This is a genomic window from Maribacter cobaltidurans (assembly GCF_002269385.1).
Lineage (GTDB): Bacteria > Bacteroidota > Bacteroidia > Flavobacteriales > Flavobacteriaceae > Maribacter > Maribacter cobaltidurans.
On the sequence record NZ_CP022957.1, the window covers coordinates 454,757 to 470,686 of the forward strand.

Annotated in this window: 2 protein-coding genes; both read left to right on the forward strand. The window is 45.3% G+C overall.

Going from position 1 to position 15,930, the window contains the following annotated elements; genetic code table 11:
• The first annotated feature begins 172 nt into the window (after positions 1 to 172).
• The gene (locus tag CJ263_RS01970) at positions 173 to 12,622 is read left to right on the forward strand and encodes a T9SS type B sorting domain-containing protein (RefSeq protein ID WP_102136203.1); all 12,450 of its coding nucleotides are present in this window, start codon (positions 173 to 175) and stop codon (positions 12,620 to 12,622) included.
• A 188-nt stretch (positions 12,623 to 12,810) separates the two neighbouring features.
• Positions 12,811 to 15,927 carry a PA14 domain-containing protein gene (locus tag CJ263_RS01975; protein WP_158657052.1) on the forward strand — a complete coding sequence of 1,039 codons (3,117 nt, stop codon included), beginning with the start codon at positions 12,811 to 12,813 and terminating at the stop codon, positions 15,925 to 15,927.
• Positions 15,928 to 15,930 lie beyond the last annotated feature (3 nt).

Sequence of the window (15,930 nt, forward strand, 5' to 3'; positions counted from 1 at the left end):
AAGTTAAACTACACGTTTTATCGATAAACTATTGGCTTTATCGGGTTTAAGAAAAGATTAGACTACAATAAAGTAATTCGCTACCACAGAATAAAAGGTGTTGGCAACAATACATTGCTCAAAACCAATGAATGGGCTTTTTTTGAGGGTCATAACTCACTTTTTTATAAAAATGAAAAAATTTCTTTTTGTTTTATTACTTGTCATTGGCGTAACAGGAAATGCCCAATTGAGCGATCTTCACTACCTACCACCCCTAAAACAAGGACAAAACAATCAAGGTATACAGGAACAGGCGATTTATCTTTCCACACCTGAGCCCACCACCTTTACGGTGAATGCCTATAGAGGTACAAACCCAATACCTATAGCCACCTTTAATATTTCAAACATCAGTCCGGCCACTTGGACCCTAGCCAATGGGGACAACAATATTACTCTGGTTAACAATACCAACACCGGTATGGTTTTGACTAACAGCGGGTTACGTTTTGAATCTCCCAGTGGAAACCGATTCTACGTAAACTATCGTGGAAAATCGTCTGCCCAAGCAGCATCCTTAACCGCTAAAGGTAGGCAGGCAATGGGTACCCGTTTTAAATGGGGCGGTGTTCCCAATCTAGGAGGAAGGCACGGTTCAAAATCCAACACCCTTGGTATCATGGCTACAGAGGACAATACAACTGTTAGGCTCTTCGGTTATGATCCCAATTGTACTTTTCGAATAGGAAATAATGCCAATGCCATTACGGCCGATACGTACACCATTACTTTAGATGCCAACGAATCCTTTGTATTTGAAAACTATGTTGGAAATGTTAATCCGCCTTCTTTAGCGCAACAGCAAGGATGGATAGGGGCTTCTATTGAATCTGACAAGGATATCGTCATAAGTAATGGTTCGGTCAACTTTGGTCGTCAAGTAAACAATAGTAACAGGGATGCCGGTATTGACCAGCCTGTACCTGAAAACCGTCTTGGAAAGGACTATGTATTTGTACGGGGTAACGGTAACACCAATGGGTGGACGGAGTTTCCTTTATTAATTGCTACGGAGGACAACACCCAAATTTTTGTCAATGGAAATGCAACACCCTTGGCAACATTGAATAATGGAGACTTTTTTGAAATTCCTAGCAGCTACTATTCCTCAAATTCAGTAGGTGCCAACATGTTCGTACAATCTTCAAAAAATGTTTACGCTTACCAGTGTTTGGCCGGAAGTAGTGGCGCTCAAACAGCAGGATTGAACTTTGTGGCTCCAGTAAATTGTTTGTTACCCGATGTCATGGATAACATTCCTAATATTAGAAACATTGCAGGAACAACGGTTACTGGCGGAATAACAATAATAGCTGCGGTCAATACGCCGGACTCGAATATTGTAGTGACCGATGGTAATGGTGTTGTTACACTTCCTTCACCACAACCAGTTTCAGGGTCTTCAGACTGGAAGACCTTTTACATTCCTAATTTGAACGGTAACGTAAGCGTACAATCCACAGGGCCTATGGCTATTGGTTTTTTTGGTGTAAATAATAACCAAGGAGTAGCAGGTTATTTTTCAGGGTTTGATACGGTTCCAGAGGTTACTCTCGAAATTAGGGGTGGTACTGGTTGTTTTGTTGGGTCGGAAATTTTTGAAGCCACTGGAAACTTTGATGCTTACCAATGGTATGAGGATGGTGTTTTAATTCCTGGGGCAAACGGTCCTAGTTACGCTCCAACCGGGGCGGGCGATTTCTTCGTAAGGGGCACAAAAGGCCCCTGTACCTATGACAGTAATACCATCCAGGCACTTTATTGCGACCCTGATGTGTTCCTCACCAAAACAGTGGATAATGACGAGATTATGGAAGGGGAAACCGCAATTTTTACCGTTCGGGTAAAAAATAATGGCATTGGACCTCTTACAAACCTTCAAATTACCGACAACATTCCAGCTGGTTTGACGTTGGAAAATGCCTTTACCATTCATGGAAGCTGGAGCGGTAGTACATGGAACATCGGTACCTTGGACGGTGGTGATGTGGCACAATTGGAGCTTACCGTACGTGCCGATGAAATTGACACGCTTCCACTATTGGGTTTGATTAATACCGTTACCAATACGCAGGACCAAACGGATACCAATACAACACTGGATAGCCCTACCGCCCTTATTACGGTTCACAACGACTCCGATAATGACGGTGTAAAAGATATCACTGATCTTGATGACGACAATGATGGTATTTATGACGAGGACGAATGTGATACCCTGGCCTTCAACATTGCCAATGGTAATGGTCACACAAGCCCTTTGGTCAGTGTGGACAACTATTTGGTAGTGGATATTTTCAGCGTGGACAACTCATTCAATCTGAACCTGAACGGGAATGACGTAGCTGGGGAAATTCAATTTCAACTTGGGGCCGCGGGTAATTTCGCCCGTTTTATGGATGGAACAACCTACGGGCAATCGGGAAACCCAAATATCTGGACGGTAAACGGCTCCAATGGCAATCCAACAATACGAATTATTATCGATCAAGCCGGACAATTTCAGATTTTTGGGGCCAGAAGTTCCAACGGTCCTTTAGAACCCATGGTACTCGATACACCCCCGGCTCCCGTTTCCTGGAACCCTTCCGGAAGCAATACATTTACCGTCGGGCAACAGGTGGTTGGGCCAACCAATATGCGTGGCGTACTTTTGACCGCCGGGTGTGATACCGATAATGACGGTATTCCCGATCATTTGGATTTGGACAGTGATGGTGATGGATGTAGCGATGCCAATGAATTTTATAAAGATGGTAATGCTGATGGTGGAGACGGCGGCGAATATGGAACAGGTGTTCCAGCGGTAGATTCCGCTGATGGCACGGTAAATGCGGCATCCTATGTTCAGGTATTCGCTCCAGAAATTTTGCTGGGCAATACTTCAGAAAACTTGGGCGGTGCTTCTTTGACTGGACAGTCCATCAATCTTGGGCAATCTTTCCAATACGTACTCCGTTTTCAAAATACGGGCGATGACGATGCCACTAACTATTCCATAAGAAATATACTTCCTGCCAATGTTGCCTTGGATGGTATCAATACTTCCGATGCTCCCGGGGTCACCTCCAATCACAATCCGGTAACCAATGAGATTGTATTTCAGGTGCCCAATAATCTAGTGGAAGTGGGAGACCCGGAATACACTATTCGAATTATGGTGACCCTATCGGGTAACTGTTCAGATTTTATAGATGCCTGCTCGGGAACCTTGCTCAATGAGGCCTATTCTACCTACCAAGGTGTACTGAATCCCGCAACCTTTACGGATGAGGGAGGGGCCAATTCAACCTCCCCTTGTGACGTACCTCCTCAAGTGGCTACCAACGATATTTTAAGCGATTTGGCAAATTGTAACGTAGCCCGTACCGTTCAGTTATGTGGTGATTTTGCCATTTTAACCGCAGGCACAGGGTTCGTGAACTACACATGGGCAATCGATGCCAATGGAAACGGACAGATAGACGCCGGGGAACCCGCAATCAATGACGGTGATCCGGACAATAATCCTGGGACTCTTTTGGTAACTAATATAGGAAACTACATCGTTGAAAAATCCGGTGCTTCAGGATGTGTGGACTTGGTAGAACTGATTACCGTTGAACGTTTTGGGACTACCCAGACTAACCCCATAATAGACTATTTCAATATGGTCAATGCGGATCCAAATCCCGATAATGATATTCAAGGGGAAATCGTAACCTGTTCCGTTGATGGAGACTTACTTCCCAAAATATTCTTATGTGGCGAAAATGACGAGGCTACCATTCAATTGGGAATTTCGGATGCCCAAAGCATTCAATGGCAAGTTTTAGCCGGTTGTCCCACGGGAGTTCCAGACCCTGGGGATGATTGTGCCAATAAGGCCGGAAACTGTTCTTGGACAAATCTAGCGGAACAGGACAACTTTACGATAACAGATAGTGGCGAGTACCGCGTCGTTATCAACTATTTGAACGGATGCTTTAGCCGTTTTTATTTTAATGTTTTCAAAAATACATTGGACCTTGATTATACTTCCGAAGATATGCTTTGCAGTAGTCCAGGAAATATACGTATTACCAATGTTGGATCGGGATATGGTTTTCAATTGGTCGATGCCTCGGATGATTCCGTCGTCGTTCCTTTTTCGGCCAACAATGGACCAAGTTTTGACATAACCACCAGTGGATCCTACTATGTGGAAGTAACACAGCTAGATCCTGTGACCGGAAGTCCATTGAACGGTGCCTGTATATTCACAACGGAAGACATAGGTATATTGGAACGCGACTTTCAGGTAAACATTACACCTATCCCTGCGGAATGCGGTGAGCCTGGTGCCATTGATATCCAAGCTTTGAACGTTCTACCAAATTATAGTTATGAACTTCGTTTGGACGATGGTAGCAACGGCGGCTTGGGAACTTTCATAGACAGTCAGTTGATTTCTCCCGATAATACTTATTCATTTACCAGCGTAAATGCAGGTAATTATATCGTTATTACCACTACCGATGATGGTTGTACGGATACCCAGAACATCACGGTACCTGAAGTACCTGAACTTACTTTGACCGCAGTTACCACGGATAACATTACCTGTAACCCAGGAGTAATAACGCTTACCCCAAACGGTGGTCAACCCAATCCCGACTATTTTATGGCCATATGGAGCAAGGATGGAACTGATTTGTATCCAAGTCCGCCAAATATGCTGAATATTCTGGTAACGGATATTCAGACGGCCAGCAACTTTACCTTTTCAGATGCTTCGGATGCGGGGATTTATGAATTCATCGTATTTGATGACAGCGGCTGTTATGCCATTTCGAATTCCGTAGAAATCGAATTTTTGGGTACTCCGTCCATATCGGCGTCTCATACGGATATCATTTGTTCGGATTCGTCAACTTCCACCTTGACCGTTTCGGCCACGGGAGGAACGGCACCCTATCAATACAGTTTGGATGGCGTAACCTTCCAATCACAAAATACATTTGTAAACCTATCAGCCGGCTTCTATACCATTTCGGTAATGGATTCCAGTGGCTCCCCAACTTCTAGGTGTATTGAAACCTTGGAATATGAAATCGACCAGCCTTTCCGTTTGACCGCCTCGGCGGCCATCGTGGAAGATGCTTCATGTAACCCTAGCGGTGCCTTGGTCAAGATTTTAAACGCCAGTGGCGGGGAGGCACCTTATGAATATAGTTTTGATGGCGGCAGCAATTTTGGGGCACTGAACGAGCGGAACCTATTGCCCGGCACATATCAATTGGTCGTACGTGACAATTTGGGTTGTAGCTACGATATGGACCTAACGGTACCGGCTCCTGTGTCGGACCCCAATCTTTCGTATACCGTGGATTATGATTGTGATGGTTTGGGAACGATAACGATAAATACATCTAACACGACCGATTTTGACTACACCTACACCCTCAACGGAACTCCTAACACACCCGAAGACAGCAATATTTTCAGTAGTGTAGCGGCAGGTACACAAACAGTTACCGTTGAATATTCAAGCAGTAGCACACCTGATCAGACGACCTTATTTTTAGAAAACTTTGGGTCGGGTCCTAGCACCCAAATCGGTGAAATTGGTCCGGACTATTGCTTTGAACCACAAAACGGTTCATTGACCCCATGTAACCGTGGGCCGGCAGGAATATTGGTAAACGGTGAATATACGGTTACAAATTTTGTGACCAACCCTCTACCCTCCCTTACTAGCCCACAGGACCATACGGGTCTGACGAATGGTAGGTTTTTAGCCATTGATATCAGTACATTTTCAGATACAGGCAGCCCCGTACTGAACTCCATTTTATGGGCCAAAAGGGATGTTGAAGTACTGCCCAATGAAGAGATAACCCTGAATTTCTGGGCCTATAACCTCATGAACTTGAGCGGAGCGGGTAACAACCCGGAAGTATTGATCGAAATATTGGACAATAGCGGTACGGTCATCCATAGCGAAGTAGTTCCGGAAATTCCAAAAAACACCAACGATACGGACTGGCACGAACGCACCATTACCTTTGATCCTGGTGCCAATACCGATATTGATATCGTCTTCAGAAACAACGTGAACAGCAATGATGGCAATGACCTCATTTTAGACGACATTACAGCTTTCCAAGTACCTTCCGTTTGTCCGACTAGTCAGGACCTCACCGTAGTTGTGGAGGCCAACCAAGCTTTTGACGCCCAGTTATTGGCTACTACCGATCCTACCTGTAACGGTTCGGCGGATGGATTCATTCGTTTTGAAGTAGACAACTTTACCAGCGGAATAGGTTTCGAATATTCCTTTGACGGTACAACCTGGACAAGTTCCTTGACTTCCCCCATAACCACTACCCCTTCCCTATCTGATGGAAGCTATACAGTTCAAGTACGGAAACTGGACGATACGGCCTGTGCCGTTTCCTTCCCAATTACAATGACGGAACCATCGGCCATCGTACCTGCTTTAAGCCAAATTTCGGACTATACCTGTTTTAATACAGGTGCTACGTTGGAAGCTTCGGCCACCGGCGGAAACCCAAGTTACGAATACCAATTGGAGGATACCACAGGTACGGTTGTTAGGACATACCAGACGAACACACAATTTACCAATGTGCCAGATGGCGATTATCTGGTTCGGGTACGGGATACAAATACCTGTGAAGTGTTATTGCCATTGACAAGTGCCATTACAGTAACGCCACCAGCGGCTATCGTATTTACGGCTACGCCAACCGCATGCTATTCCGGTACAAATGATGGTTCTATTTTAGTCGATGTTACGGCAGGTAACGGCGATTATGAATTCAGAATCGATGGCGGTCCATGGATTACGCCAACACCAGCATCCGCAACTACGTACACTTTCTCCGGACTTTCCGCGGGCAGTTATGACATTGAGGTGCGTGACCAATTGGGTTGCCCAACGACTCCCAACACCCAAACGGTGGTCATCAGTCCGCTTTTGGAGTTGGATGTCGATATAACACCGCTTAGTGCATGTGGCGACGGATTGATTACCGCCACTGCTACGGGAGGAAACGGTACCCTATTATATGCCATCGTACCGGCAAATACCAGTCCGGCAGGATTGTACAGTGCTGTGAACACCCTAACGGTTGACGAGGCCATGGCCATTGCAAACCCAGCAGGATTTGACGTATACGTTCAGGACAACAATGGTGCTCCGGCCATATGTACGGCAGTTCGGGAAGATATCATTTTCACCCCGGTTGCTACAATATCGGTTAGTGCCGTTCCAACAGATCCAGAATGTTTCAATGGATTGGGAGCGATAGATATAAACGTAACGGGTGGTACTGGTCCTTACACCTATACCTTAATGGACCTAACACCTGCTGACGGAATCGACTATGGCAGAAACAGTTCTAACATTTCTGCACTTTCATTAACCTACAGTGGCATTGGAACGGGTGATTATCAGGTCACCATTAATGACACCAATGGTTGTACAGTAGTCTCTTCTATGGTAACTATCAACAATGCCGTGGAAATTACCGCAGATATCATACCGATATTACCCGCGGCCTGTAATGACCCCGATCCATTGGAATATGGATTTGAGTTTGACAATGTGGTTACGCCAACCGGTACGGTGGAATATAGTGCCGATGGTGGAACTTCATGGCAGGCTTCCAACGAATTGCGAGGTTATGCTTCCGGTACGGAGGTTTTCCCTTCCATTAGGGTTACCTTGGCAAGTGGAACAGTTTGTCAAATGGATTTTGACCGTTATATTATTCCATTCCCGTTGGATGATCTGGATATTACCTTGTCTGCCGTTATCGTGGGATGTAACGACTTACAGGTAACCGTTGAGGGCAGCGAAGGAAATCCAATTCCCGGTTATGAATATACCTATACGGATGACCCGGCAAACTTCAATACGTTTGCGGCCAATCCGGCCGTGTGGACAGCGCCATTGCCAAGTGGAACCGCGCATACCTTTGCGAACAATGACCCGGTTACCCCACAATATCCAGAAGTGCCTTTACTGGTTCCAGGTAGGACCTACGTGTTTTATGTACGTGATGGTGCAGGTTGTATCCGGCAAAGCAATGTGAACGTAAACGATATACCAGGTATTAATCTACCTATTGATGTCACTACGGACATACAACCTAGCTGTGATAGTGCAGCAAATGGTGTCATCAACTTTAACTTGAATCCAACGACATCCCATCCAAACATGCGATGGGAAATATTTGAACTCGGTAATACTACACCTATTGAAACCAGTGGTGGTATTGTACCTTATAACAGCACTATAACCACGACCGTACCACTTGCAGAAGGTGAATATTATATTGATGTGATTCAAGTGGATGGAAGCAATGCGGATGCCTGTAGGGGCGCAAGTGAAAATGCTTACGTACCGGAATTGGCACCATTATCAGCGACAGCGACGGCCACAAGGGACATCTCCTGTAATTTACCCGGACTTATTTCAATTACCGGAATTACCGGAGGCGGTGGGGCTCCCTACTCCTACGATATTACGGGTCCAGTTGGATTTACGGCCTTAACGGGTACTTTGGACAATCCAGTGGAAATTCCTGTGAATTCCCCAGCTGGGAATTACACGGTAACCTTATTTGACCAATACGGCTGTTCTTTTGTTACCAATACCGTTGCTTTAAGTTTGACGCCCAACCCAACACTTAGCGTTGCCCAAGACAATTGTGTGTCACCTATTACGGTGAACGCCGTTGGAACTTCAGCTGCAGGTAACCTTCGCTATGCGATGGTGCCCAATGGCAGTCCGGCACCCACTACTTTTGAAAATAACGGGGGTATTTTTACCAATGTGACACCAGGTGCCTATGACGTTTATGTCATGGACGGAAACGGATGTAGCAATGTAGAAAGCAATTTTATTGTGAATCCGGTTTTATCGGCGGATGCCACATTGACCAAATTATTGGATTGTACCGCATCGCCCGATGCTATAATCGGTATTGAAATTTTGAACGGTTCTGGTAACTATAAGTATAGCATCAGCAATACGGCCGGTGCCCCTGCAGTACCTCTAGGTCCGGTTCCTGGGAATACCTTTGATTATCAAGCTCCTATGCCAGGGGATTATACAATTACCATTTACGATACGACCACGCCCAACAGCGCGAATTGCAATAGAACCTTTACCATCAATGTTCCCAATAGGGTCGTACCGGTAATCAATCCGTCGATCATTGCGAACGATGTGAGCTGTTTTGGTGCCAGTGATGGTAGTATTACCATTAGCACTTCGAATGGTGCGGCAGCACCTTACAGTTTTGAAATTACGGCTATGGATGGTGCCGCAGTCAGTATTTTACCATCTAGTATGACTGGAAATTCGGCAACCTTCACGGGTCTAGCACCAGCTACTGCAGGCGGCTATGTGGTTACCGTAACGGGGAATCCTGCCACGAACAACTGTTCCGTGGATAGTGTGGTCATTCCGATTGGAGAGCCAGCAAGCATCAGTGTTCCTGCTCCCACCATTGTGGAATTCGGTTGTACCAGCGGCAATTCGGTTGATAATGCTTCCATATCCATTAGCGGAATTACAGGTGGTAGCAACAACTACGTACGCTACGAATTCATAGAAGAGGACGACCCAAATACGGTTGCCGTTGAGGCTCCGGTAACGGTTCAGTCCGGAACAAGCCCTACCTATATTGAAACCGATATTGCCGGAGGTATGTATACAATCAATGTATATGATGATCAAGGTTGTGTAGGAACTACTACGGCTATCATAGCACCGTTCGATTTGATGGGCATACCGACCGTTCATGTAGACAGTGCCATTAGTTGTACGAATGCAGGAGAGGACATTTCCATAGACATCGTTAGTAAAGTGACCAGCTTCGCGACCGACCCGGCCAACTATCAATTCAGGCAGTTGCCTTCCGGTGCCTATCAGGCAGGTAATACATTCCTTGATTTGGCCGCGGGCAACTATACGTTTAGTATACTAAATGTGAATACAGGCTGCGAGGTTACGGTCTCCCACGTCGTAGAAGAACCGAACACCTTTGACATTACTATCGGCAATATAAGCAATGTGGTTTGCTTTGGAGATGATGGAAGCCTAGACCTCAACGTGGCCGATGCCACGTACACGGGAAATTATAGTTGGGAAGTTTTCAATACGGATGGAAGCCCAACAACTAGAACGGACGATGCAGGTACCCTTACCGGCTCTGGTACTGTTTCGGGCATTCCGGTAGCTGCTGGAAACTATATACTGAGAGTGACCCAAGATGCATTTCCAGAATGTTTCCAAGAAAGGTCATTTACCATCAATGCACCAACCGCACCCATAACATTGAATCCGATTGTCCTGACCGATGTAGGTTGTTCCAACGATCAAGGTGCCGCGGCCATAACGCCTACGGGCGGACAAGGTCCGTATACCATAACGCTTACGCCTGCTTTGGGTACTCCGGTGTCCCAGAACAACGTATTTAGTCATGTATTCCAAGGATTAAGCGCAGGAAATTACACGGTCACTGTGACCGATGCATTGGGATGTAACCAGCTAACTGGCACAAACAGCTTTAGTCTGGTATTACCTGATCCAATAACCGGTAGCACGGCAAGTACGGCCTTGGTCTGTGAAGGCGACACAAATGCCACGATTACGGTAACCTTGAGCCCAAGAAACGTAACGACCAATTATCGTTATGTACTAAATAATTATGCCGATGCCGCGAGAACTACGTTGTTGAGTACTTCGGTGTCGCAAACAAATCCTACGTTCAACAATTTGGGAGCCGGATTCTATACGGTTGTTGTAACCGATGATATGGGATGTACCGCTACCTTTGATGAGGACATCATTGAACCTACGGACGTAGAGGCACTATTGGTCACAAACCAACCCATGACCTGCCAGAACGGTGCGGAACTTTTATTAGTGGCCTCGGGCGGTACGGCTCCCTACCAGTGGAGTGTCGATGGCGTTTCCTTCCACCCAATGAACGGGACAGTAACCGCAGATACGCATTTGTTCACCAATGTATCCGCTGGAAATTATCGGTATTACATTATGGACAGTAACAGTTGTATATCCATCCTATCCAATTCCGTGGGCGTAGAAGATGTACCTCCGTTAACTGTAAACGTTGACCCATCCGCAGCATTCATCAATTGTAGCGGTGAGGCTACCGCCTTGATTATGGCCGATGCCGAAGGCGGACTAGGAAATTATCAATTTGCCCTTTTCAGGGACGCAGCCGCCACCGATGAGGTAAGGCCTAACCAGAACAACGGTACTTTTGCAGACCTTCCTATGGGAACCTACTACGTAAGGGTACAAAGTGGGGATTGCGAGACCATATCCCAAGGGATACAAATCGATGAACCCGCTCCTCTTGTGGTAACTCCTGAAATAACGGAAATTAGTTGTGCAGATGCGAACGATGGTTCCATTACTTTAGATGTTCAAGGAGGCACTGGTAATTACCAATTCGCCATCTCACCAAACCTGAACCAATTTGACGACCAGAACAGTTTTGCTGATTTGGAAGAAGGCACTTATACGGTGATTGTACAGGATGATAACGGCTGTTTTGAAGTTATCCAATTTGAACTGATCGCTCCTGAACCTTTGGAAATGGAAGCTACCAGTACGCCAGAAATATGTGCTGGAGATAAAGACGGTACAATCGAAATAACAGTAAGTGGAGGTACGGCACCTTATAGTAGTGCCCTTAATTCCAATGAGGATGCGGATTTCGTACAAGACCGTCAGCTCTTTGAAAACTTGGCCGGAGGTACGTATATCGTCTTTGTAAGGGACGCCAATGGGTGTACAACCAACCAGACCATAACCGTTGAGAACGGTGCCAACCTAAATGCAACGGCAGAGGTCATATACGAATGTTCCGGCGATACACCAGACAATAGAATTCAGTTGGTATTAGAAGATCCAAGTGTGTCCGGGGATGTATTATATGCATTGAACTCCACCGACCCCAATGATTTTATGCTAGAACCTGATTTTGCCAGTTTGGCTCCCGGAAGTCATTATATTCATTTGGTTCATGCGAATGGATGTACGAATACCATTGACTTTGAAGTGCAAAGTTTTGAACCCTTGGAGCTGATACTGGAACAAAACAATCTTAATGAGATTACCGCAGTCGCTTCTGGCGGAAGTGGTGAGTACACCTTCTATTTTGGAGAAAGGAACAACAGGGACGACAATACCATATTTATTACCCGTACGGACACCTACACCGTAAGGGTGGTAGATGCCTATGGATGTGAAGCGGTAGCAACCATCTTCATGGAATTCATAGATATTGAAATACCCAACTTTTTTACTCCTGATGGAGATGGTAAAAACGACACATGGATTCCTAAAAATATTGAACAGTATCCTGATATTTTCATAAAGATATTTGATAGATACGGCCGGGAAATATACCTCCTGACGAATGGTGACAAAGGCTGGGATGGACTATATCAGGAAACTGATCTTCCTTCAGGTGATTATTGGTATATTATCAAACTCAATGGAGAAGAAGACCAACGCGAATTTATAGGTCATTTTACGCTTTATCGTTAAAATCCAATCAGATAATTATCATGAAAGCCCCTGTAAAAATACAGGGGCTTTTTTATGTCCTTAATTCTGGTTTTTATTGGCTTGATCGATGAATTACCACAAAAACATATCAGTTCACAACAAACTATTGTCAACTGCACATTATACTGGTTTATTTGTGGTTCTATGGTTGAAAAAAAATAAAAAACATGTACCCTTTAAAAAACATCCTTTTATTGGTACTTTTTTTCATTACTGGATTTTCCTATGCGCAATTGAGCGACCTACATTATTTGCCTCCGTTACGTCAAGGTCAAAATAATGGTGCCATACAACAACAAGCTGTATATCTTTCTACACCAGAAACAACGGCCTTTACGGTAAATGTATATCGCGGTACGAATCCCGTACCTATTACATCGTTTACCATATCCAATATAGCTCCGGCAATTTACAATCTCCCCAATGGCGATAACGATATCACACTTGTGACCAATAGTAACACGGGGGTTGTTTTGAACGATGGCGGACTTCGATTTGAGTCTACCGGCGGGCAAAATTTTTACGTAAACTATCGGGGCCGTTCAGGTTCACAGGCAGCGTCCTTGACCTCGAAAGGAAGAGTGGCCATGGGAACCAATTTTAAGTGGGGAGGCGTACCCAATCTGGGCAGCCATGTTTCCAAATCAAACACCTTGGGGATTATGGCCACAGAAGATAATACGACCATTACCCTTTCCGGTTACGACCCCAACTGTGAATTTAGGGTGGGTAACAATAGAGCCGGAATTACAGCAAACTCCCACACAATAACCCTTGATGCAAATGAGTCCTTCGTCTATGAAACCTATATTGGAAACTCACCTACCTTGGCACATGAAAGGGGATGGATCGGCGCCTCTATCGTATCCGACAAAGATATTGTGATTAGCAATGGATCTTTGAATTATGGTCGCCAAGTGGGCGATAGCAACAGGGATGCAGGTATAGACCAACCCGTACCAGAAAACCGATTGGGCAAGGAATACATTTTCGTTCGGGGAAATGGAAATAGCAATGGATGGACAGAGTTTCCCTTGATCATTGCCACGGAGAACAACACCCAGATTTTTGTCAATGGCTCCGCAACTCCTATCGCCACACTTAACGAGGGTGATTTTTTTGAAGTCCCCAGTAGCAATTATTCTTCCAATACCGTGGGTGCCAATATGTATATAGAAACCTCTAAGGACGTATACGCCTACCAATGTGTGGGAGGTTCCACATCAGCCTATACGCAAGGATTAAATTTTGTGGCACCAGTGAATTGTCTTTTACCCGATACTATGGATAACATCCCGAGTATTACAGATGCTGCAGGAGTATCCATTACCGGCGGAGTGACCATCATAGCGACCACTACAACCCCAGATGCCAATATTATGGTGACAGATGGTAGTGGACCAGTAACACTTCCTCCATCGTCACCCGTTGCCGGTACTACAGATTGGAAAACTTTTTATCTTCCCAGTTTAACAGGAAATGTAAGCGTGCAGTCTACAGGACCCATTGCCGTTGGTTTTTTTGGTTTCAATGGGGCGAGAGGTTTGGCCGGATATTATTCGGGATTTGATACGGTTCCTAATATCGATCTACAAATTACCGGCAACAGTTGCCTACCTGGAGCCATTTTGGAAATTGCATCGGGCGAAATCTTCGATGCCTATCAATGGTTTGGTGACGGAGTTTTAATCCTTGGAGCTACTTCATCCACATATACTGCTATTACGGCCGGCGACTATTATCTTAGGGTAACCAGAGGGCCCTGTAGTTATGATTCAAACTCTATTTCCGTTTATTATTGCAATCCAGATATCGTGGTTAACAAAACGGCTGACGTAACTACGCTTACAGAAGGCGAAAACGTAACTTTTACCATAACAGCCGAAAATCTAGGTATTGACCCTGCTACCAACCTTACCATATCGGATAACATGCCCAGTGGACTTTCCATTGTCTCGGCAACAGCCTCCCAAGGAAGTTGGGCAGCTCCAAATTGGAACGTGGGCACCTTGAACAGTGGGCAATTAGAAACCTTGACCATTATAGCTTCCGCAGATTCAAACAATTCGATTATTCCAGCAGTATCCGTGACCAATTCGGTATCGAATACTCAAGATCAAACAGACAACAATATTACTTCGGATAACCCCATCGTATCCTTAATCATACAAAATGATTTCGACGACGACGGGATAATCGATATTACCGATTTGGACGACGACAATGATGGAATTTATGACGGTGAGGAACTTAATAACTGTTCAGGTGGATTGGATTACGAGTTTTATAATTCCGCACCTACTGGAAATACTGTGGACAATATTCCAACGACTGGAGCATTGGCAACGGGAATAGCGGCCAACATCAATGTGGCCGGTTTGGCCGCCACACATACACCTGGTGATGGCGAAAGGTATTCCGTTCGGTATACTGGTTATATCGAAATCGCAACAAGCGGCACCTATACCTTTTTTACTAATTCCGATGACGGGTCCAAGCTTTTTATCGATGCCGTTCAAGTAGTGGACAATGACGGTTTGCATGGTATGAACGAGGAATCTGGCACTTTAAGTCTCTCTTCCGGCTTCCATTGGTTGGAGATTGTATTTTTTGAATTAACGGGAGGGGATAATTTGATAGTACAATATCAGGGACCCTCTATAGCAAAACAGAACATACCATTTTCGATTCTATATCCTGCCACATGTGGTAGCGATGCTGATACATTTCCGGACCATTTGGATTTGGATGCCGACAATGATAGTTGCTCGGACGCCAACGAGGCCTATACCGATGCCAATGCAGATGGAGGTGATGATGGGGTCTACGGTTCCGGTGCGCCTTCTGTAAACCCTGACGGCACAGTGATTGCCGCTGCCTATCCTACCCCGGCCGATGTGGATACCAATGGTACATTTGAATTTCAAGAAACAGGGGCAGTACCCACCATAACCGTTGAACCATTGGATTCTAAAACTTTTGTCAATACAGACGATACCTTTTCATCCACTGATGACGGCGACAACTACCAATGGCAGGTAAGCACCGATGGTGGCACAAACTTTACGGATATAACCGACGGATCTGAATACAGCGGCACCAACACCAATAGCTTGACAATAATCGCGCCCGAAATGGAGAAGAATGGTTATCAATATCGCGTACTCATCACTAGTGACACCTATGTTTGCGGGTCTACCACATCGGTACCGGCAATATTGACCGTAGGCCCTAGAACCATTATCACAAACCGCAGGATTACCGTAAGGGTTAACAAGAATTAACCT